Genomic DNA, 21,654 nt, shown 5'->3' on the forward strand with positions numbered 1-21,654 from the left:
GGATCAAACTCTCATCTTAAAAATGATGCTTGAATAGCTCATCGATTGTTGTTACTTTAAAGCGAATTGACTTCGCAATTATTCATTTGGAATCAAGTAAACTTGATTCGCCCTACACAATAATTGGTTTGTCGAAACAATGTTCAGTTTTCAAAGGTCTACCTTGTCGTTAGCGGTTTAACCACTTCGTGACAACTTTTAAAGTATATCATGTCGTCAACTAGATGTCAACAACTTTTTTATTTGTTTGATTTAGAAAGCGGTCATTCGTTTTCCGTCTCAAGCAACGTTTATTAATATACCAAGATCTTGCTACCCCGTCAATAACTTTCTGCAATTTTATTCAAAAAAATTCAAATCAGTTTGTAAATCTTATCCTCATGCCTCCTCATTCCCTGTTTGTTTATGCAAAAAAAGGGACCAATACAAGGCAATGTCGTTATCATCCACCTGCATTAGTCCCCAATTTAATTGGTTACTCTGGGTTATTAGTATTATCTTCTGGACGCATTGTTGGGAATAAAATGACATCCCGAATCGATGGGGCATCCGTTAATAACATGACCAACCGATCAATTCCCATCCCAAGACCACCTGTTGGCGGCATACCGTATTCCAACGCCTCTAAGAAGTCTTCATCAAGCGTCTGAGCTTCATCGTTTCCTTCTTGGCGTTCGGCCATTTGGGCTTCAAACCGTTGACGCTGATCAACGGGATCATTTAATTCCGTAAAGGCATTCCCGTATTCTTCGCCAATAATGTAAAGTTCAAATCGATCAGTAAACCGAGGATCGTCATCGTTTTTCTTAGCCAATGGCGAAATTTCCAGGGGATGGCCGTACACAAACGTCGGTTGAACCAACTGATCCTGGACAAGATCCTCAAAGAAAGCGTTGATAATATGGCCAACCTTCCACCATGATTCATAGTGAACGCCATGTTCATCCGCCAGCTTTTTAGCATCGGCGTCACTCATCGCTGGCCAAAAATCAACTCCGGTATATTCCTTGACTAAATCAACCATGTGGGCCCGCTTAAAGGGTTGACCTAGGTCAACGTCCGTTCCCTGGTAAGTGATTTTACCGTCCTCGCTAACTGCACTTGCAGCTGCTCGAACAATCCCTTCAGTTTCATCCATTACATCATGGAAGTCAAAGTAAGCCACGTAGGACTCAAGCTCGGTAAATTCTGGGTTATGGTGGGGGTCCATGCCTTCATTTCTAAAGACCCGCCCAATTTCATAAACTTTTTCCATGCCACCAACGATTAACCGCTTCAAGTGGAGTTCTAGGGCAATTCGCAGGTATAAGTCAATATCAAGCGCATTATGGTGGGTAATAAATGGCCGGGCACTTGCTCCCCCCGCTTCATTATGAAGGACAGGGGTTTCTACTTCCGTGAATCCCTTACCATCTAAGAAACTGCGGATTGCGGTGATAATTCGGCTCCGCTTTTGAAACCGTTCAAAGCTTTCCGGATTCGAAATTAAGTCGAGGTACCGCTGACGGTAAATCTGTTCCTTATTTTGTAGGCCGTGGTACTTATCAGGCAGTGGCCGTAACGCCTTACTTAAGAAGGTAAACTGGGATGCTCGAACGGTCAGTTCCCCCATATCAGTCTTAATCACGTCACCAGTAATCCCGATGAAATCACCAATATCACTGTGTTTAAAGACGTCGTAAGGCTCATCGCCCAGGATATCCTTTCGAACGTAAATCTGCATCCGGCCGGTCCGATCCTGCAAGTCAGCAAAGGTTACCTTACCCTTACCCCGCTTTGCCACAATTCGACCAGCGATGGTCACCTGCTTGCCTAAATCGTTTAATTCATCTTTATCCATCTTGCCAAATTCATCGCGAATTTGCTGATTTAAATAAGTCCGCTGAAACCGGTGACCAAATGGATCAATCCCACGTTCCCGCAAGGTGTCCATTTTTTCGCGACGGACCTTCATCTGGTCGTTCATATCGCTCTCGTTTCGTTTAGCCACTCTGAACCCTCCAATTTATTCTTGTCTACCCATTATTGTGACAATGAACTTCCATAATTTCAAGTCCATTTCACAAATATTCTGTTTTAATCCCGCACTTCATTTCGTTCGTGCATTTTAACCAGAAACTCATCAAAGATGGTTAACATTTCCGGCAGGGTTTCGGCATTCACTAGTTTAGCCCGCGTGCGGGCGGAATGTGAAATTCCCTTTAGGTAGTAGGTTACCTGGGGACGAAACTGAATAATCCCCTCGTGCTCGCCCTTCGTCTCAACCATTCTTTGCAGATGCTCCCTAGCCAACTGAATCTTATCATCCACACTAGGTTCAGGCAACAATTCACCCGTTTCTAAATAGTGAATGGTTCGCGTTAGGAGCCAAGGATTACCCATTACCCCACGTCCGATCATCGCTGCGTCGGCGCCAACTTCGTCCAGCATTCGCTTAGCCTGTTCTGGCGTCCGGATATCTCCGTTACCCATAAACGGAATACGGAGCTGACCGGCAACTTCGCTTAGAATTTGCCAATCAGCCTGACCACTATACCGTTGCTTTCGGGTGCGCCCGTGCATGGCAACGGCACTAGCACCAGCCTTTTCTGCAGCCAAGGCATTTTCAACGGCGTAAACGTGTTGGTCATCCCATCCCGTTCGCATCTTGACCGTGACGGGTTTTTCAACCGCATCCACAACGTATGACACCATCTCATAAATCTTAGCTGGATCTAGCAGCCATTTCGCCCCCGCCTCCGTATTCGTTACCTTGTTGACGGGGCACCCCATGTTAATATCAATAATATCCGCTTGCGTTTGCTGGTCCACAAATTGGGCCGCCTGAACGAGCGTTTCCTTAGTCGCACCATAAATCTGAATGCTCATTGGGTGCTCTTCTTCTGACACTTCCATCATTCGCAACGTTTTTTGATTTCGGTACATAATTCCCTTATCGGAAATCATCTCGCAGGTCACTAAACCCGCGCCGAACCGTTTACAAATAATTCGAAACGCCTCATTGGTCACTCCCGCCATCGGGGCGACCACTACCCGGTTAGAAATCTCAACGTTGCCAATGGCCCACGTGCCGGTCTTAGTCATTTGAATCTTCCTGACTAGTTGCCGTTTTCAAAATCTCTTTTAAATCGGCCTCGCTAAACTGATATCGGTTGCCACAAAACCGGCAAACCGCTTCAGCACCATGGTCTTCATCAATCATCGCTTGAAGTTCAGCGGGTGCAACGGACGCGAGGTCCTTAGCGAACTGATCCTTTGAACAATCACACTTGAAAGCCACCGGCATTTTTTGCAGAATTTGGACGTCCTCCGTATTAAAAAGCAGGTCCAGAATTTCTTCGGGGGCCTGGCCCTCTAAAAGGAGTTCAGACACCCGAGGGACAGCCTTCAGCCGGGTTTCAAGCCGGGCAATTGCGTCCTCTGATGCACCAGGCATGACCTGAATCATAAATCCGCCCGCGACTTTGACCGTGTTGTCGGGTTCCACAAACACAGACACACCTACCGCTCCGTTAATCTGTTCTGATTGGGCCATGTAGTACGTGAAATCGTCCCCGATTTCGCCCGAAACCAATTGGGTAGTCCCCGTGTAGGGGTCCCCCAGACCTTGATCCTTCGTTACCTGCATAAAACCGTCCTGTCCCACGGCCTTACCAACGTCAATCTTATGTTTTTCATTTAACGGCAAGCTAACGTGAGGGTTTTGAATGTACCCCTTAACCGTTCCGTTAGCATTGCCATCAACTACAATTCCGCCAACGGGTCCACCTCCGTTAATCTTTACCGTCATCTTTTCGTTGCCCTTTAACTGCGCTGAAGCCAGAAGCAATGTCGCTACCAAACTACGTCCAAGAGCTGCTGTGGCAGCACTCCAGGTATCATGTCGTTGCTGCGCCTCAGCAACCGTCTCCGTGGCGTCTACGACGTAGGCCCGAAACATTCCATCATCAATTAAACTTTTAACCAAGTAATCAGCCATTACGTTCTCCTTAATCCTTAATATCTTTCCCCGATTTTACCCATAAAAAAACGTGAGTGCAAGAAACCACTCACGCCTTTTTATTGATTAACGAGGATTATCCGACGAATCGGAAGCGGCAGAGGATTCGGAAGAAGCTGCTGAACTCGCTTCAGCTTCGCTAGCTGCTGATTTAGCTTGAGAGTCGCTCTCAAGGTCAGCGTTAGGGAACTCGCTATCTTCGGAATCATATCCCTTATCATCCTGTTTCATTGTCTTTTCGTTCTGTTCCAGACGTTCCTTTTCACGGCGTTCCAATTCCTTCTTCGATTCCTCGAAGGTTGAAGCACCTGCACCAGGGAAGTCTTCATCAGAAGTTTTAGCTGGCATCTTACCCGTATTCCATAAACTTAGGATCTGTTTTTCATCCAAAGTTTCGTAACGGAGTAAGGCTTCCGCAATGAGCTTATGCTTGTCACGGTTGCTTTCAATGATTTCCTTAGCCTTATCATGGGCCTCAGACGTAATTCGACGAACTTCATCATCAATGGTTGAAGCAGTCTTTTCGGAGTAGGCGGTCCCGCCGTTATACATTGCGGTTGCCCCTTCGTTCGGTTGACCAGAACTATTTTCTAGTGCCACCGTCCCGATTCGATCACTCATTCCGTACTGGGTAACCATTGACCGGGCAATCTGAGTCGCCTGTTCAAAGTCGTTGGAAGCCCCGGATGAAATTTGGTCAAAGACAACTTCTTCAGCTGCCCGACCACCCATCATTCCGGCGATTTGTTCCATGGCATCCTTCTTAGACATTAGGTTTTGATCTTCCTTAGGCAGCACAATGGCGTAACCGCCAGCTCGGCCACGGGGGACGATCGTTACCTTATGAACCACGCGCGCATCGTTAAGCACTAAGCCGACAACCGTATGCCCAGCTTCGTGGTAAGCCACCGTTTCACGTTCCTTAGGACTGATAACCTTATTTCGTTTAGCGGGACCCGCAATAACCCGATCTTCGGCTTCATCAACGTCTAAGGCGTCAATCGCCGTCTTATTCCGCCGCGCAGCCAACAAAGCGGCTTCGTTCAGAAGGTTTTCCAAATCAGCACCCACAAATCCTGGGGTTTGTTTAGCTAATTCCTTCAGATCAACGTCGGGAGCTAACGGCTTGTTCTTGGCGTGAACCTTTAGGATGGCTTCACGACCCCGAACATCTGGCCGACCAACGAGGATCTTCCGGTCAAACCGGCCTGGCCGAAGTAAGGCGGGATCTAAAACGTCTGAACGGTTAGTTGCGGCCATCACAATTACGCCTTCGTTACCCGTGAACCCATCCATTTCAACCAGTAACTGGTTTAAGGTTTGTTCACGTTCATCATGTCCGCCACCCATACCGGCGCCACGCTTTCGACCAACGGCGTCGATTTCATCAATAAAGATAATGGATGGAGCGGCCTTCTTAGCTTGTTCGAATAAATCACGAACCCGAGAAGCACCAACCCCGACAAACATTTCGACAAAGTCTGATCCAGAGATGGAGAAGAATGGAACACCAGCTTCACCAGCAACGGCCTTAGCCAGTAAGGTTTTACCGGTACCAGGAGGGCCCTCTAAGAGCACCCCAGATGGTATCCGGGCACCTAATGAGAGGAACTTGCGTGGGTTCTTTAAGAACTCAACCACTTCAACTAGTTCCTGCTTTTCTTCCTCTTCGCCAGCAACGTCAGAGAAACGAACTTTATTTTCTTTGCTATCCGCAGGCTTAGCCTTCGTCTTGCCAAAGTTCATCACCCGGCCATTGCCACCGCCACCTTGTCCGGCACGACCCATCATCAAGTAGAAGAAGAAGAAAAAGAGGATTAGCGGAGCAACGTAGACCAGGAAGTTAACCCAGAATCCGCTTGACTCCTCCTGCTTCGTATTCATCTTGACGTTGTGCTTTTCTGCCGCACTATCGATTTGTTCGATCGTTGAGTTATTCGTCAACACCGAAGTCGTAAACGATGTTACAGCAGAACTGCTAGTCGATCCCGTTAAGTTGAAAGTAGAATTTGTGTTATTGCGCTTTTGGGCTTCCCGATACTCCCCTGTGATTTTATAGACGCCACCACTGGGTTGAATTGAGAAGTCTTTGATCTTGTTAGCCTTTAAATCCTTTACGAATTCACTAGATTGGATTTCTTGGGATTGTGAGCTGGTATTGTTGCCATTAAATAGGTAAATGACCCCAATGATCAATAAAAAGATCACAATGTAAAATAGACTGTTTCTGAATAGTCCATTTCGGCGATTATTCATTACGTGCCTCCTCACTCACAGTTCCCGATTATTTTTGTTAGGAACCTAAATTTGATAGGGCTTTAAGCCCTTCATTGACAACACAAATATTATCACACTTGTGTTTTATTGACTAATTATTTATCTAGGTAAACGGACGGTTTCAGGATTCCAATGTACGGCAGATTTCGGTACTGCCCCTGATAATCCAGTCCATACCCGACCAGAAACTCATTGGGAACTTCAAAACCAACGTAATCCGCCTTAGCTTCAACCACTCGGCCACTGGGCTTATCCAGCAGCGTACAAACTGAAATGCTATTTGCGCCCCGGTCCTTTAGGAGATCAATTAGGTAGGCTAATGTCCGCCCCGTATCGATGATATCTTCGACCAGCACAATATCGCGTCCCTGAACATCTGAGCTTAGGTCTGTCACCAGCTCAACCTGTCCGGATGACTCCGTGCCCCCGTTATAGCTAGAAACATCCACAAAATCAATCGTTGAGTAGACGGGCATTTCTCGGATCACATCCGCCATAAACAACACGGCACCCTTTAAGACACAAACCATCATGGGATTCTTATCCCGGTAATCGTCCGCTAACTGCTTGCCTAATCGCGATGCCGCCTCGTGAATATCATCCACGCTGTATAAGATCTTTTCAATGTCGTTGTTCATGTTAATCCCCCTTCGGATAATGTTGACGCAAAACTAAATAGTATGGTTGACTCCCAGTTTGCCGCTGATCCGCTGCATTCTGGGTCGCCCGACGAAAATGAATCACTTGAAGAATGGTCCCATCATGGGTTGAAACAACGTTAACGCTATTTCGTTGACTCTGTGGCACCTTATCATTGACCATTAGTCGAGCCACGGCCTGATGATGACCGTTAGCGAGCCGGTATTTATCCCCTGGTTGCCAAGGTCTGACCCCCACTGGAAACGCAGAGGGGGTTAACCACACCTGTTGAACATCCCCCGTATTCGGTTGACTCGTCATCAACCCAACCTCTTCAAATTTCGATAGCCGATACCAATGATTCAATTTTAACATAAAATCGGGCGATGATTGTTCTGATTTTACGTCCGGTTTTACCTTTTCTGCTCCAAATTGATCGTATTCTCGAAAAAAGCGCCACCCATGGCCTAAGTCGATGGTTCCCTGGGTTCGGTACTGATTGGTGATCAACCGTTGAATGGCTGCCACCTGACTAGTTTGAACGGATAATTCGGGATTTAACTGTTTTAGGATTGCCTGAATCACCAGTCGTTGCTGCGCATCCGTACACCCAGAAAGAACCACCACCGAACCCACCAAGGGATGAGCACTAGTTAAAATTATGGCCAGTAGCCGCTCAATCTGTAGGTTAGCGACCTCCAAAAGATCCGTTAGCTGACCGGCATAATCTTCAACGTGAGCTAAAAACTGGGGATTCTCCACTTTTAACCGGGGAATTACCTGTTGTCTCATCCGATTTCTCGTCATTTCCTGGCTCTGATTGGTTGCATCTTCAAACCAGGTTAGGCCCTGATTCATCGCGTAGTCCCGGAGATCCGCCTTGCTAAAGGATAATAAGGGCCGAATCAGCTCACCCGAGCCAAACGATTGAACGGGTAAAATCCCCCGCAATTGAGCAATTTCACCACCCCGGACCCACTTCATCAGGATCGTCTCCGCCTGATCATCCGCGTGGTGCGCCGTGGCAACCCAATCAGCCTGGACGTCTTCCATGACTCCGCCATACTGTTGATACCGAAAATGACGGGCAGCCGCCTCAATCCCCGACTTAGGGTGCACCTCGGGGGCCCAGTCACGAATAATTAATTGAAAATGCTGGCGGACGCTCAGAGCTTTTAGTGCGGTGGCCTCCTGATCGCTAGCTGCTCGTAAGTGATGATGAATATGTACCGCACTAATTTGCGGGCGTTCATCCTCGGGGAGTGTTAAAAACAGGTGGAGCAGCACCATGGAATCAACCCCACCAGAGAGTGCAATCAGGACACGTTTATTTGGGTTGGTCCACCCCATTTCTCGGGCGTGGATCAAAAATTTTCCTTGTAAGTTCACCATTAACCTCCGACATTATTTACCAGGTTCTTAAACTGACTATTCGAGAGGATGAAAACAGCCCTAGCTAACGACAACTAAATAAAAAAGAGGCTGACCAAGTCCGATCAAATTACAATCGAACCGGGTTATCCTCCTTTTTGACATGGTCTGCACGTCGTCCGTCCCAGCCTCATCATTGCAATCGGTTGCCGTAGCCACGCACTTGCAAGTCCTAATTAGCTACGTCGACCGCCACGGCCGCCACGTTTGCCCTCGGTATTCTTTTTTAGCGTTGATAAACGCGATTCGCTGTCCTTAAGGAAACCTGACATCAGGTCGTCAAAACTTTCTTTATGGTTTGAGGACCGACTATTTGAGAAATGACCCCGACTTCCACCATTGCTGTGATTATTGGTGCTATGGTGGTTATCGCGGTGATTGCTAGCCCCCTGATGGGAATCACGGTCACCACTGTGGTGATAATTACTGTGGCCGTTACTGCTATGACCGCCTTCATTATGATCACTATGGTAATGACTTGGTTTGTGTTCAGAATGTGCCGGTTTATCGGAATCCTCCCGCATCGTTAAGCCAATTTTACCATCGTCGCCAATCGTTAATACTTTAACTGTAACGGTATCCCCAACGGATAAGACATCGTGAATATCTTTAATGTACTGATCAGAAATTTGGCTAATGTGGACTAAGCCGGTTTTGTGATCACCTAAGTCTACAAATGCACCAAAATTGGTAATACCCGTTACTTTGCCTGAAACTTTCGCTCCAACCTCGATTGCCATAAAAAAGTTGTTCCTCCTTAAAATATGTAACGCTAGTATACCACAAGAAAATTAATTCCGACTACCTAAAAGTTTTCGGGCTCGCATGGAGGCACCCGTGATTCCGGTAACCAAAAACGCCCCTCAGACTTTCGGTTGAAAGTCTGAGGGGCATCATAAAGCCATCGTTATTTTGAAACCACGTCGGAGGATCGGTCACTTGGTAGACTGTACACGGTCTCACCCGACTTTGTATAGTAATATTTTGACCGAATCAACTTTGCTAAATAGTCATCATCGTTCAGGTCCTTAATTTGCCCCTTTAAATCGGCATTAGTTTTCCGTTCATCGGCTAATTTAACCTTGGTCGTCTTAACTTGCTGCTGGACGTGATGGTAACTGGCGTTAGTACGAACTAACTGAATGGTAAAAAATAGGGCGGCCACGGCAAATACCGCAAGGATCTTTAAGGCCCGGCGCCGACGTCGGGTCATTAAAGCCTGCCGTTTACGCTGTTCCATAACTTGATCGGCTACGTGTCGAGTATAGTCATTATTTAACTGCTCAATTTGTCCCGGTTTCTTATCCATTCCGCCTAGTCCCTTCACCCAATACTTGTTACTAACAAGTTGAGTATATCAAGTAACTGAAACAGCGTCTAGCGCCTCGAATCAAATTTAACCCAATTGAAATAGTTAATCGGCCTTTGGGGCGTAATCCTCACTCACAATGGTGTACATTTTATCAGCATCGTCCTTCTTCGTTGTCTCCAAAAGCTGGTCAACTTTAAGCGTCAAGACTTTATTGCCAAATTTAATAACCAGGGTATCGTTAGTCGCCACGTTACTGGATGACTTTGCGACCCGACCGTTAATGGTAATCCGGCCCTGGTCCGCAATTTCCTTCGCAACGCTGCGCCGTTTAATAATTCGTGACACCTTTAAAAACTTATCTAATCGCATTTATTTGCCTACTTTCTTTAATCGCTGGCCCAGACGAACCAGATGATCGCCTAGGGGAAGCGTTAACCACTCTCGAATTGTCAGTAAATTTAATCGATTGGCCCCCATTAAGAACAGGGCCGCCCCAATTGGGACCATGATGCCAAGGATCAGCGCGGACGCCAACCGGGGAAAACCAGGCGCAAGAACCTGATAAAAAACCAGGACGCCCAACCGGACACCAATTCCCATCCCGCCACAAATCAGGGTTAACTTCCAGCCAAACCCGTTTTGCCATACCGCTGCTCTGTACCGGCGATCGGAACCGAACCAAATGACACCCAGAATAACGAGTAAGCTAGCGACCGTCATCCAGCTTGCACCAACAATGCCAAAGGTTCGGACGGCCCATGCATTTCCCGCTGCCTTAACCAGCAGGCCACAGCATAGGCCAATCAAGGTTAGCCGAAACTGATTTAAGCTCTGCAGCACACTATTATAGGTGGTAATCAGGGCAGAAAGCAAAATACTTAAAACGTAAACGGCTAAAACGGAATCCCCCTCACCGTTGCTAAACAGCATGGTATTGATTTGCGGCATGAGCACAACCATTCCCGTCGTTGCGGCTGCGGATAACGTTAAGCTTACCCGAAGAAGCGTCGTTGAGACCCTCACAAAGGTCTGAACGTGATGCTGATGGTAAGCCTGCGCCAAAGCGGGAAGCAGGGAAGCCGAAAACGAGGTGGCAATCACTAACCCTAGCTGAACTAAGGGTTGGCCCCGATCATAAATCCCCTTTTGAGCCTTTGCGGCCGCATCCGGTAAGCCGTTAGCAACCAAGCCTGTCTTAACGGTAAAGGAATCAACCAGTTGAAGCAGCACCATCATCGCAGAAAACAAGCAGATAATGCCGCCTTCCACTAATAATCGTTTACCGAGGGTATACCAATCGACTCGTCCCTGGTAGGGCTGCCGCAGGACCCGAAAAAAGCGCCAAAGGGTGATCGATGCTGCGGCCGCGGCAATCGCGGCACTACTCATTGCCATGGCTCCCATAACATACGGTGACCAATGCATCCGGGTTGCCAAAACAGCCACCCCTAAAATAATGACCACCCGGACTACCTGTTCAACCAACTGCGACACCGCCGTTGGAACCATGTTAAACTGCCCCTGATAATAGCCCCGTGCGACCGACAGAAACGGCATAAATAAAAACATCCAGGCCACACTCATAATAATCGGGGCTAACGCTGTATCCCCCATTTCACGTGCGATTCCGTTGGCTCCAAAGTACAAGGCTAAAAAAACGGCCACGGAAAAGATTTCCAGTTGCAATAGAGCCTGATGAACAATTTGATGGCGCTCGTTATCATCCTTAGCCTCGGCAATTAACTTAGAGATCAGCACCGGCAAACCGTTCAAAGCAAAGGTCATCCCAATTCCATAAATGGGATAAATCTGTTGGTAAACGTAAAACCCGGTATTCCCAACCATATTTTGAAAGGGCACCCGGTAAACTGCACTTAAAACTTTGGCAAACAGGGCGGCCACGGATAAAATCATGGCTCCCCGCATGACCGTTCGGACGCTATTTTTTTGCACCGTTGTCACCCCTACCCTATTGATTGGCTTTCTTCTGGGGCTGGATGACCTGGCTCATGGCATCCGTAAACTTGGTTAGCTGGTTCAGCCAAGTGGCTTCCGTCATGTTGGGCTGAATAACCAATTTAATCTGCATCTTGGATTCCACCACTCCGACCGTCGCCTTAAGGTTGGTATCGGATAAAGCTTTAAATACCGCCTTAGTCTCTAGCTGGGCCGTCCCCTGCTTACTGAGGGTGACGTAAATAATATCATCGACCCGCCTGATTTTTTCCATTAGAGCTCGATCAGCCGACATCTTTAACCGACTAATGCTCAGTAGGTTGGTGACCGCACCCGGGTACTCGCCAAACCGATCAATCAAGTCATCTTGAAGTTCGGTGTATACCTCGGCACTATCCATCTGGCGAATCCGTTTATATAATTCGATCTTTTGCTGTTCATCCGTAATATAATCCGCGGGCAGGTACGCTTCAACGTTTAATTCAACGGTCGTATCCGTCTTCGGCTGGGCCTTCTTCCCCTGCTTCTTAGCAACGGCTTCACTCAGCATCTGGGTGTATAAATCATACCCCACGGAATCAATGAATCCGTGCTGCTGCTTGCCTAACAGGTTCCCCGCTCCCCGAATGGAGAGGTCCCGCATAGCAATTTTAAAACCGGACCCCAGTTCGGTAAAGTCCTTAATGGCCTCTAACCGCTTTTCACTCACTTCCGTCAGAACCTTATTCGGCTGGTACATGAAGTAAGCGTAGGCCACCCGGTTTGAACGGCCAATTCGGCCCCGCAGCTGATAGAGCTGTGAAAGTCCCATTCGGTCAGCATTTTCCACAAACAGTGTGTTGACGTTGCCGATATCAATCCCGGTTTCAATAATGGTTGTGGTTACCAACACATCGTAGTCCCCGTCTAAAAAGTCAACGAGCACTGACTCAAGCTGATTTTCCGTCATTTTACCGTGGATGTAAGCCACCCGGGCTTCTGGAACGAGCATTTCAATCTGCTTAACCGTATTTTCAATGTCATCTACCCGGTTATGCAGGTAAAAGACCTGGCCGCCCCGTTGCAGTTCCCGCCGAATGCCATCTTGAATGGCCCCGGCGTTCGTTTCCATGACGTAAGTCTGAATGGGGAACCGGTTTGCGGGTGGCGTTTCAATGACGGATAAGTCCCTGACCCCAAGCATTGACATATGCAGCGTCCGGGGGATTGGGGTGGCCGTCATCGTTAGGACGTCAACGGAGGCCTTTAACCGCTTTAACCGCTCCTTGTGCTTCACTCCAAAGCGTTGTTCTTCATCCACTAACACCAGACCTAAGTTCCCAAACTTCACGTCTTCGGATAAAATCCGGTGGGTCCCAACGACGATGTCCAAACTGCCGTCCGTTAGTTCGGCAACCGTTTCCTTCATCTGCTTATTGGTCCGAAAACGGGAAAGCATCCCCACGGTTACCGGAAAATCGGCAAACCGGCTAATCATGGTGTCGTAGTGCTGCTGAGCTAAAATTGTGGTAGGAACCAAGAAGGCCACTTGCTTGCCCGCTTCAACCGCTTTAAACGCAGCCCGGAGTGCCACTTCCGTTTTTCCGTAGCCAACGTCGCCCACTAACAGCCGGTCCATGGGCCGGGGCTGTTCCATATCGTGCTTAACCTCTTCAATACTGCGGAGCTGATCGGGAGTCGGCTGATACGGAAAGGCCGCCTCAAAATCGCGTTGAAGATCGTCATCTTTCGGGAAGGCGAACCCCTTTTCCGCCGATCGTTTCGCATAGAGTTCAATTAAATCATCGGCAATATCCTCAATTTTGGCGGCGACCCGACTCTTCGTCTTCGCCCATTCCGTTCCGCCTAACTTATTGATGTGGGGAGTCTTATCCTCAGCTGAAACATACTTTTGAATCATATTGAGCTGGGTGACCGGGATAAATAGTTGAGCGTTATCCTGATAGTCAATGGTCATGTAGTCCTGGTGGACCCCATCAACTTCCAGGGTTTTCATCCCCATAAACTTCCCGATCCCGTGGTTAACGTGAACCACGTAGTCCCCCGGTTTTAGGTCGGTATAGCTCTTCAGCCGTTCCGCATTGTCCATATTTTGATTACGTCGCGGCCGCCGTTTAGTGACCTGCTGAAACATTTCTGCTTCGGTCAGAACCACCAGGTTAGCATCGGCCAATTCAAACCCGACGTTTAACCGTGCGGGAACCACCTGGACTTCGCCCGGCTGAATGTTTTCGGGTTTCGTCACAATTGCGTTAATGCCAAAATCCGTCAGGGTTTGGTCGACCTTAGTGAGGCGATCTTCATCCGCAATCATGACCGTCACCGTCTGCTTTTGTTTGTGCCACCGATCCATCTCAGTTTTCAAGACGGGCATTTGCCCAAAAAACTGTTGCATGGCCCGCGAGCGAATGTTGTGCAGGCCGTCTAACCGCAAGTTGCCCAGGCCCTTTTGAAACAGAGCCAACAAAAGCTGGGCATGCTGATCTTGGTTAATCAGCTGGCGGAAGTCATGTCCGTACGCTTGATCGGCTAACAGCCTATGGTGGGCTAACTGATCGGTTACCCAGTTTGCTTCATCCTCCTTCAGCTGCCGTTCCGAATCCTGCAGCCGACTGAAATCATCAAACATAGCAATCCCTTCGGCGGGCAGGTAATCGAGCAGGCTCGCATGGTTCGGGTAAATGAGATCCCCAAACTCCATTAGGGTTGGATCAACCGATCCTTTCTTCAAGTCGTCAATCAAAGGGGACAGGATATTCGCCAGTTCGGTACTTGCCTCGTCATCCACTAAGCGGTTTTGTTCCCGCTTGAGGGCTGTTGCCAAGGCTTTCGCCCCTGCTTCACGTTCGTCAGGGGTCAACACAAAGTCCGTTGCCGGTAAAACCGTGACTTCTTCAATGTTTTCCACGCTGCGTTGGGAGGCCGGATCAAAGTACCGTAATGAATCCACTTCGGTATCAAAAAAGTCTAACCGAATGGGATAATCTTGATCCAACGGATAAATATCGACAATGGATCCCCGAATGGCGAAATCGCCGGGTGCGGCAACCAGTTTTTGGTGCACATACCCCATTTGAAACAGCTGATTTTGTAATTGGTCTAAGGCAATATCATCCCCGACCTTCACGTGAAAGTGGGCCTGCTGGAAATGATCTGGGTCCGGCAAGTAGCGGCGCACGCCAGATAGCGAGGTGACGATAATTAGCGGCCGTCCTTCCTGAAGCGCGGTTAAAGCGGCTACCCGCTGGCCCCGGTAAGCGGGGGAACTGGTGGCCACCTCAGCGGCAATCAATTCTTCAACCGGAAATTCATAGAGCTGATTCTCCGGTAAAATATTACTCAAATCCTCAGTTAACTGACTCGCATGAAATAATGTATCCGTGACAAACACCATCGGCTGATTTAAATCATGTACTAGACTCGCCATAAATAACGTCCGTGACGAACCGTTTAGGCCCGTTATCAGCTGGCGTTTTTTTGGGGCGATATCCTCACGAATTTCACCGTAAACGGGCATCTGTGTTACAAACTCTTCTAATTCCATTTTTGCCCCCTAAGCTTTAGTTATACTTATTTTCCAACTCGGTCATACTCATGCCGCCCACCCAGTTATTTAGGGCGTGCACTGCCTGCTGACTTGCGGCCTGAAAGTCTGGAATATCATCGGGTGAAAACTTACTGAGAACGTAATCGACCACGCTCTGATGGTTCTTTGGCCGGCCGGTTCCAACCTTAATGCGGTTAAATTCCTTCGTCGATAGGTGAGAGATGAGACTTTTTATCCCGTTATGCCCCCCTGCCGAACCTTTATCACGCAATCTAACTCGGCCGACGGGTAAGTCCATGTCATCGTAAACGATAATTAGATCATCAATATCCACGTTAAAGTATTCCATGAGTGGGTGCACTGCCCGGCCGGATTCATTCATGAACGTCGTGGGTTCAACCACCATCACCTTTTCACCTTCAACCATTCCGGTACCGTAGTGGGCTTCCATTTTTCGGGTGTCCAGTTTAATTCCGTGTTCCTTCGCAAACTCCTCAACCACAATGAACCCCGTATTATGCCGTGTTCCGTGGTACTGGGGCCCAATGTTTCCTAATCCAACAATCATTTTCATTTTTTATTTAACTCCCATTCAGACAGACAAAAATGCCGGCCGGGATTTCCCACCCGGTTTCCGGCTTAATAAGCAAAAATAACCGCTTAGACTGCGGTAGATTGGGAATAGTATATCATATTCCCCCGGACCTTTCACTTATGAACCGTTTCCATATTGCTCACCGGCTAACGCTTTTTAGAAAACGCTTTTTTAATCAAATTTCAAACCCTTTACTGACAGTCTCCGCGTCACCATGCTATACTGGACTCGTAAATAGTTTTTTTCACGAAAGGATGATAGATATGACTGCAACACACACTAAAGTTGTTTTAGTCGGTGATGGTGCCGTTGGTTCATCATACGCATTTGCCATGATGCAACAAGGAATCGCCGAAGAATTCGTAATTGTTGACGTTGTTAAGGATAAAATTGAAGGTGACGCTTTAGATCTTGAGGATGCTGAAGCCTTTACCGCCCCTAAGAACGTTTACGCAGGTACATACGCAGATGCCAAAGACGCTGACGTCGTTGTCATCACAGCCGGTGCCCCACAAAAGCCAGGTGAAACTCGGCTTGACCTTGTGAACAAGAACTTAAACATCTTAAGCACGATTGTGCCACCAATCGTTGACGCTGGTTTTGACGGGATCTTCCTTGTCGCTGCTAACCCAGTTGACGTCTTAACTTACGGAACTTGGAAGATGTCCGGCTTCCCTAAGAACAAGGTGATTGGTTCAGGGACTTCCCTAGATACCGCCCGTCTTCGTGTGGCTTTAGGTAAGGAATTCAAGATCGACCCACGTGACGTTAACGCCTACATCATGGGTGAACACGGTGACTCAGAATTCGCCGCATTCGACGAAGCTAACGTTGCCGGTAAGCCAGTTCGCGATATCGCCGCTGACTTAGGGATCAACGCCGACGACCTTGATAAGGTTGAAGACGACGTTCGTAACAAAGCTTACGAAATCATCAACAAGAAGGGTGCAACTTACTACGGTGTTGCCACTTCACTGATGCGGATTACTAAGGCGATCTTACGTGACGAAAACGCCGTATTACCAATCAGTGCTTCACTCGATGGCGAATACGGTTTGAACGACATCTTTATCGGTACTCCAGCCGTTGTTAACGCTAACGGTTTAGCCAAGGTAGTTGAATTACCACTTTCAGCTAGCGAAATGGATAAGATGAAGAAGTCAGCTGATACCCTCCGTAAGGTAACTTCAGATGGTTTAGCTAACCTCGAAAACAACAAGTAAATCAATCTTTGGTTGATGATTAAAGGATTCGCCCACTCCGGCGGATCCTTTTTTATTTCCCTTTTCAAGTGAAACATACGTTTGTTTTTCATGTTGTCAAAACTAGTCATTAGCGGTATCCTTGAACGGTGTTATTGGCAGTCAAAATGAAATGAGGCAACCCTATGAAAACATCGCGATCCATTAGAATTGGCCTTTTAGCGCTAATTCTTCTCGCTGGTGGTGTCTACGCTGGTAAGGCCATGGCCTATCAGCATTCAAAAACCTTCTTTAAGAATACCGTCATTGCCGGTGTAAACGTCGGCGGTCAAACTGCGCAGGCAGCGACGCAATCCGTCAACCGGGCGATAGCTAACCGGCAGTATACCATTCAGGAGAACGGTCAGTCCCTAGCCCGTTTTTCAGCTAGGAAGGCGGGCTTAAAGTTAGACGTTACCACTACTAATCAGCTGTTGGCGAACCAAAATGCTTGGGCTTGGCCGGCACATCTGACCGCTAAAGCGGCGGGAAATGACAACCAACTAACGTTAGATAACCACGTCACCAACCGGATTACCCGTCAAATTGTTCAGACCACTAATCAAAGTCCGAACCGGACCGCCGCAGTGAATGCCACCCTAGTTTATCACAAGGGTCACTATCAGATTCGACCCGCTAAAAACGGCACTCGCTTAGACGAAACCGCCGTGCAGAATAGTATCCAGCGGGCGGTAGCAAATGGTCAAACCACAATCAATGTTGATCACGACTACGTTCGACCAGCCGTTACCAGTAACTCTAAGACCTTAAAACAACTGAAACAAAAGGCAGAAAAGATCACCAACGCGACCTATACGTACAAAATCGAACAGCATCGAGTCACCATTCCCCAACAGACGGTTGCCAGCTGGTTAACAACGTCCGGTAAAAAATTAACGGTGAATCAAGCGGCCGTCCAGACTTACCTCACATCATTAAATAATAAATATGCGACAAACACTAAGACGAGAACCTTTAAGTCAACCACCCACGGGACCGTTACCGTAAAGGCCGGCCTTTACGGGTGGCACATTCCCATTATTTCTGAAGCTCAGGCTCTGACACCGATTCTTTTAAAGGGCCAGTCAACGGTCCGAAAGCCCTTAATCACGGGCTCAGGCTACCACGCTGACGGAACGGACATTGGCAACTCCTACGTGGAGGTGAGCCTTGCTTCTCAGCATATGTGGGTCTATAAGGACGGCAAACAGGTGGTTTCAACCGATGTTGTGACGGGCCTGCCTAAAAATGACCATTCCACTCCCACTGGGGTTTGGGTAGTCTGGTCCAAACAATCACCGTCCATCTTAAAGGGAAAGAACGATAACGGTAGTAATTATTCCAGTAAGGTCCAATATTGGATGCCCGTGGATGACACAGGCGTTGGAATCCATGATTCGTCTTGGCAGCCCAAATACGGCGGTGATTGGTATCTTACCCACGGGTCACATGGCTGTGTTAACACTCCCCCATCCGTCATGGGCAAGGTTTACCAAAACGTAGCGGTGGGCACTCCCGTTATTATTTTCTAATAAATTACTCATTTCCGGTTAAGCGGCTAAAACCTTCTGGCAGCTAGACGGATAAACAGGGAGCGGCGTTGGATTCAGATGAATCTAGTGCCGCTCCCTATTTAGTTATCACGGCTAAATTTCTACCACTCGGTTTTTAATCGAAGTCAATCTATTTTCCCGTTCCCCGATAATGTGTGGTATGATGAGAACTATATTATTAGAAAATTCTCATTTTAGGAGGCTGACGCCATGTTATTAAAATCCCTAGTGAAACCAAAGGAACGGTTAACGACCGTCCGAGAGGATGTCACCCTTGAAGAAGCCCTAAAAGTCCTAGAAGATTCCGGATACCGCTGTATTCCCATTGTTGATGAAACGGGAAAAATCTTCCGTGGCAACATTTATAAAATGCATATTTACCGCCATAAATCTCGGGGTGGCGATATGTCATTACCCGTGACCACCCTACTCAAAAACGCCACTAAGTTTATTTCGGTTGACGCCGCCTTCTTCAACGTTTTTTTCTCCATTAAGGACCTCCCCTACATTGCCGTTCTAAACACCAATAACGATTTTTACGGGATTTTGACACATACACGCTTATTAGACATGTTATCCCAATCGTGGAACGTTAACATCGGGAGCTATGTCATTACCGTTGTGTCAGCGGATGAACGGGGCGATCTTGCTACGATGGCCAAGGTCATTACTAAGTACACGTCAATTGCGAGCGTGATCAGCCTGGATACCCAGGAAGGTGACCTAGTCCACCGGATTATGTTTACCCTCCCCGCCGAGGTTGATAAGGCTCGGTTAGATCGAATTGTAAAGGCCTTAGAGCGTAAACATTTCCGGGTCCCTGAAATTGAAGATTTAAAGAGTGAACACGTCTAATGACCCGAAAAAGAAACCGTCCCATAACCCGCTAAGGGGTTTTAGGACGGTTTCTTTTGTTGAAGTCTAAAAATCAATTGATTAATAACGGGTGTTTTACCCGCTACCCGACTGATAGCTGACTCTCTTAATTATGTATAGACTTCTGTTGCGAATGTGCCGATTTTTTGGCCAAGCCAAGGCTCGTTTCAAGGGCTGCATCAACCTTCGACATCACGGTTGGTCCGAGATGGGTGACCCAATCCTTCAACCGTTGTTTATCGATTGTTCGGACCTGTTCACAAAGAATAATTGAGTCGCGCTCGATCCCCGTCTTTTCAGCAGTAATAACTATGTGCGTAGGCATCTTAGTTTTCGTCATTCTTGCTGTAATTGCCGCTACAATTACCGTTGGGCTATAGTGGTTTCCGACGTTGTTTTGAACGATGAGAACGGGACGCGTCCCGCCCTGTTCTGAACCAATGACTGGCGATAAGTCAGCAAAAAATATGTCACCGCGTTTGATTTCTGCGGAACTCACTGGCTTTCATCCCCTTATCCAGGTTTTAATTGAAATTGAATTAACACCCGAACGGACGTCGATTAATCTGTTAATTCATTCCTAAAATTAAGTGTAACACGAAAGTAAGACAGACGGTTAATTTGTCATCTAATTCACTGAAGTAAACCCCTTGTTAATTTTGGTAAACCCGGGGAACCCGCGCCGTAAAGCCACAGGCAATTTCGTAGTGAATCGTTTCACAGTACGTTGCCACGTCCTGCATCGTAATGGTTTGATTCCCATCTGAACCGATTAAGGTCACGGGGGTACCCGGTTCGTACGCCTTCGGTAACCGAATCATGAGTTGATCCATGCAAATCCGGCCCACAATTTCACACCGCTGACCATCGACTAAAACGTCAAAGCCCTGCAGCCGACGTTCATAACCATCCGCATAGCCAATTGGAACCGTTCCAATCCACTCCGGCTGACTGGTCGTGTAGGTGGCACCGTATCCAATACTTCGTCCTGCTTCAACGTACTTTGAAAAGGTCAGCTGACTGACTAACCCCATAGCGGGTTCTAGTTCGTAGGGCGGTTGAATGGCGCCCCCAGACGGATTTAACCCGTAGCCAGCCACACCAAACCGAATTAAATTGCCGTTGCAAGCGGCGTGCCATAAGCTAGTAGCCGAGTTCGAGACATGAACATACCTCGGGCGATGGGATAATTGGGCCATGAACCCTTCCCAGCGCTGATACTGCGTTTTAAAGTAGGTGTCATCAGGATCATCGGCCGTTGCAAAGTGGGTAAAGATCCCCTCAAAATTGAATTGCTGTTCATGTTCGTCAAGGTAATCGACGGCCGTCCTTAACTCAGCGGGCGTTTGAAACCCAATTCGGCCCATTCCGGTATCAAGCCCAAAGTGGACGTTTAACCGCCCTAATTGAGCTGTTTGAAGGTAGGTCATTGCCGCCGTCAGCCATTCGGTCGATCCCACCGTTGCTGAGATGTTTCGTTGGGCCATCAACGGGGCGTATTCAGGGGTGGTAATTCCCAGTACTAAAATGGGTTGGGTAAATCCGGCATCCCGTAACTCCAACGCCTCATCCAAAACGGCAACGCAAAATCCGGTGGCCCCTGCTTCCAGTGCCGCTCTAGCGACTTGAGTTGCCCCGTGCCCATAACCGTTAGCTTTAACAACCATCCATAGTTCACTATGGTCGTCCAACCGTTTGACTTCATGGTTAATATTATGCCGAATTGCCCGTTGATCGACGGTTAATACCGTTGGTCGATGCTTTCCACTAATCATTACCGTTCCCCTTTTCTAAAATGACCTGGGTCATCACCATGGTCGCCGTATGTGAAATCGAAATAAACGCTGCCCCGTCAAACGGATGGCGGTTAAAATATGGCCGCCCCGCCTGATCATCTAAAATTTCCAAGTCTTGAAAACCAACGGCTCGACCAATCCCGGTTCCCATCGCTTTACTGAACGATTCCTTGGCTGACCACCGGCCACCAATAAATTCAACGGCCCGGGAACCCGACATTGTTTGGTAAATCGCAACTTCTGCCGGTGTCAACACCTTGGTCAAGAATACCGGTTGGGCTTCAACGGCGTGTGCCACCCGGTCTAAATCCGTGATATCAATACCCGTTCCGTAGATCATTGGCGGCTCCCTTCGATTCTTTAATAGTTTAATTTTACCAGATCTTTCCCCCTAGCGACAGAAAAGTCCGTACGAAAAACGGGAAATCCTC

General features: G+C 47.9%; 18 protein-coding genes. 3 read left to right on the plus strand and 15 right to left on the minus strand.

Annotated features, from left to right (window positions below):
- Nucleotides 1–475 precede the first annotated feature (475 nt).
- From lysS to pth, 12 genes are all read right to left on the minus strand, one after another.
- Nucleotides 476–1,966, minus strand: a complete 1,491-nt coding sequence (gene lysS / locus DCM90_RS09280; RefSeq protein ID WP_109251151.1) for a lysine--tRNA ligase — start codon at nt 1,964–1,966, stop codon at nt 476–478.
- 110 nt (nt 1,967–2,076) lie between these two features.
- The gene (gene dusB, locus DCM90_RS09285) at nt 2,077–3,084 is read right to left on the minus strand and encodes a tRNA dihydrouridine synthase DusB (protein ID WP_109251098.1); all 1,008 of its coding nucleotides are present in this window, start codon (nt 3,082–3,084) and stop codon (nt 2,077–2,079) included.
- On the minus strand, nt 3,077–3,979 hold the full coding sequence (gene hslO / locus DCM90_RS09290; protein WP_109251099.1) for an Hsp33 family molecular chaperone HslO: 903 nt from the start codon (nt 3,977–3,979) through the stop codon (nt 3,077–3,079). The genes dusB and hslO overlap by 8 nt, the downstream gene beginning before the upstream one ends.
- An 87-nt stretch (nt 3,980–4,066) precedes the next feature.
- A complete protein-coding gene (gene ftsH / locus DCM90_RS09295; protein WP_109251100.1) occupies nt 4,067–6,256 on the minus strand; it encodes an ATP-dependent zinc metalloprotease FtsH in 2,190 nt (729 codons plus the stop codon).
- 116 nt (nt 6,257–6,372) lie between these two features.
- Nucleotides 6,373–6,915: a hypoxanthine phosphoribosyltransferase gene (gene hpt, locus DCM90_RS09300; protein WP_109251101.1), complete on the minus strand. Its 543-nt coding sequence runs from the start codon at nt 6,913–6,915 to the stop codon at nt 6,373–6,375.
- A gap of 1 nt (nt 6,916) precedes the next feature.
- A complete protein-coding gene (gene tilS, locus DCM90_RS09305) occupies nt 6,917–8,305 on the minus strand; it encodes a tRNA lysidine(34) synthetase TilS (RefSeq protein ID WP_165815266.1) in 1,389 nt (462 codons plus the stop codon).
- 218 nt (nt 8,306–8,523) lie between these two features.
- Entirely contained in the window at nt 8,524–9,087 is a 564-nt protein-coding gene (locus DCM90_RS09310; protein WP_109251103.1) for a S1 domain-containing RNA-binding protein, read from the minus strand.
- A gap of 167 nt (nt 9,088–9,254) precedes the next feature.
- A complete protein-coding gene (locus tag DCM90_RS09315; RefSeq protein ID WP_109251104.1) occupies nt 9,255–9,656 on the minus strand; it encodes an FtsB family cell division protein in 402 nt (133 codons plus the stop codon).
- A gap of 105 nt (nt 9,657–9,761) precedes the next feature.
- A complete protein-coding gene (locus DCM90_RS09320) occupies nt 9,762–10,028 on the minus strand; it encodes an RNA-binding S4 domain-containing protein (RefSeq protein WP_109251105.1) in 267 nt (88 codons plus the stop codon).
- A complete protein-coding gene (locus tag DCM90_RS09325) occupies nt 10,029–11,612 on the minus strand; it encodes a putative polysaccharide biosynthesis protein (RefSeq protein WP_109251106.1) in 1,584 nt (527 codons plus the stop codon). It abuts the gene before it with no gap.
- Between the two features lie 16 nt (nt 11,613–11,628).
- Nucleotides 11,629–15,159 carry a transcription-repair coupling factor gene (gene mfd, locus DCM90_RS09330; RefSeq protein WP_109251107.1) on the minus strand — a complete coding sequence of 1,177 codons (3,531 nt, stop codon included), beginning with the start codon at nt 15,157–15,159 and terminating at the stop codon, nt 11,629–11,631.
- Between the two features lie 16 nt (nt 15,160–15,175).
- Entirely contained in the window at nt 15,176–15,736 is a 561-nt protein-coding gene (gene pth, locus DCM90_RS09335; RefSeq protein WP_109251108.1) for an aminoacyl-tRNA hydrolase, read from the minus strand.
- A 284-nt stretch (nt 15,737–16,020) separates the two neighbouring features.
- On the opposite strand from pth, the gene DCM90_RS09340 reads away from it, so the two are divergent.
- The 3 genes from DCM90_RS09340 to cbpA all read left to right on the plus strand — a co-directional run bounded on the left by DCM90_RS09340 (nt 16,021) and on the right by cbpA (nt 19,406).
- Nucleotides 16,021–16,980, plus strand: coding sequence for an L-lactate dehydrogenase (locus DCM90_RS09340; RefSeq protein WP_225366023.1), 960 nt, complete (start codon nt 16,021–16,023; stop codon nt 16,978–16,980).
- Nucleotides 16,981–17,144: 164 nt separating this feature from the next.
- Nucleotides 17,145–18,530, plus strand: a complete 1,386-nt coding sequence (locus DCM90_RS09345) for a L,D-transpeptidase family protein (RefSeq protein WP_109251110.1) — start codon at nt 17,145–17,147, stop codon at nt 18,528–18,530.
- Nucleotides 18,531–18,761: 231 nt separating this feature from the next.
- The gene (gene cbpA, locus DCM90_RS09350) at nt 18,762–19,406 is read left to right on the plus strand and encodes a cyclic di-AMP binding protein CbpA (RefSeq protein WP_109251111.1); all 645 of its coding nucleotides are present in this window, start codon (nt 18,762–18,764) and stop codon (nt 19,404–19,406) included.
- Nucleotides 19,407–19,533: 127 nt separating this feature from the next.
- On the opposite strand, the gene DCM90_RS09355 is transcribed toward cbpA, so the two are convergent.
- The 3 genes from DCM90_RS09355 to acpS all read right to left on the minus strand — a co-directional run bounded on the left by DCM90_RS09355 (nt 19,534) and on the right by acpS (nt 21,563).
- Entirely contained in the window at nt 19,534–19,926 is a 393-nt protein-coding gene (locus DCM90_RS09355; protein WP_109251112.1) for a type II toxin-antitoxin system PemK/MazF family toxin, read from the minus strand.
- A 154-nt stretch (nt 19,927–20,080) separates the two neighbouring features.
- Nucleotides 20,081–21,202 (minus strand): alanine racemase, encoded by a 1,122-nt coding sequence (gene alr / locus DCM90_RS09360; protein ID WP_109251113.1) that lies wholly within the window; start codon nt 21,200–21,202, stop codon nt 20,081–20,083.
- A complete protein-coding gene (acpS, locus tag DCM90_RS09365) occupies nt 21,195–21,563 on the minus strand; it encodes a holo-ACP synthase (protein WP_109251114.1) in 369 nt (122 codons plus the stop codon). The genes alr and acpS overlap by 8 nt, the downstream gene beginning before the upstream one ends.
- Between the last annotated feature and the right edge of the window lie 91 nt (nt 21,564–21,654).

Source organism: Levilactobacillus bambusae (assembly GCF_003124125.1).
GTDB lineage: Bacteria > Bacillota > Bacilli > Lactobacillales > Lactobacillaceae > Levilactobacillus > Levilactobacillus bambusae.

Excerpts from the sequence above, each read along its gene's own strand:
- DCM90_RS09315 (WP_109251104.1), bottom strand. The coding sequence starts at position 9,656 with ATGGATAAGAAACCGGGACAAATTGAGCAGTTAAATAATGACTATACT.
- DCM90_RS09340 (WP_225366023.1), top strand. The coding sequence starts at position 16,021 with ATGACTGCAACACACACTAAAGTTGTTTTAGTCGGTGATGGTGCCGTT.
- cbpA (WP_109251111.1), top strand. The coding sequence starts at position 18,762 with ATGTTATTAAAATCCCTAGTGAAACCAAAGGAACGGTTAACGACCGTC.
- dusB (WP_109251098.1), bottom strand. The coding sequence starts at position 3,084 with ATGACTAAGACCGGCACGTGGGCCATTGGCAACGTTGAGATTTCTAAC.
- DCM90_RS09320 (WP_109251105.1), bottom strand. The coding sequence starts at position 10,028 with ATGCGATTAGATAAGTTTTTAAAGGTGTCACGAATTATTAAACGGCGC.
- ftsH (WP_109251100.1), bottom strand. The coding sequence starts at position 6,256 with ATGAATAATCGCCGAAATGGACTATTCAGAAACAGTCTATTTTACATT.
- acpS (WP_109251114.1), bottom strand. The coding sequence starts at position 21,563 with ATGATCTACGGAACGGGTATTGATATCACGGATTTAGACCGGGTGGCA.
- pth (WP_109251108.1), bottom strand. The coding sequence starts at position 15,736 with ATGAAAATGATTGTTGGATTAGGAAACATTGGGCCCCAGTACCACGGA.
- lysS (WP_109251151.1), bottom strand. The coding sequence starts at position 1,966 with ATGAACGACCAGATGAAGGTCCGTCGCGAAAAAATGGACACCTTGCGG.
- alr (WP_109251113.1), bottom strand. The coding sequence starts at position 21,202 with ATGATTAGTGGAAAGCATCGACCAACGGTATTAACCGTCGATCAACGG.
- DCM90_RS09310 (WP_109251103.1), bottom strand. The coding sequence starts at position 9,087 with ATGGCAATCGAGGTTGGAGCGAAAGTTTCAGGCAAAGTAACGGGTATT.
- hpt (WP_109251101.1), bottom strand. The coding sequence starts at position 6,915 with ATGAACAACGACATTGAAAAGATCTTATACAGCGTGGATGATATTCAC.
- hslO (WP_109251099.1), bottom strand. The coding sequence starts at position 3,979 with ATGGCTGATTACTTGGTTAAAAGTTTAATTGATGATGGAATGTTTCGG.
- mfd (WP_109251107.1), bottom strand. The coding sequence starts at position 15,159 with ATGGAATTAGAAGAGTTTGTAACACAGATGCCCGTTTACGGTGAAATT.
- DCM90_RS09345 (WP_109251110.1), top strand. The coding sequence starts at position 17,145 with ATGAAAACATCGCGATCCATTAGAATTGGCCTTTTAGCGCTAATTCTT.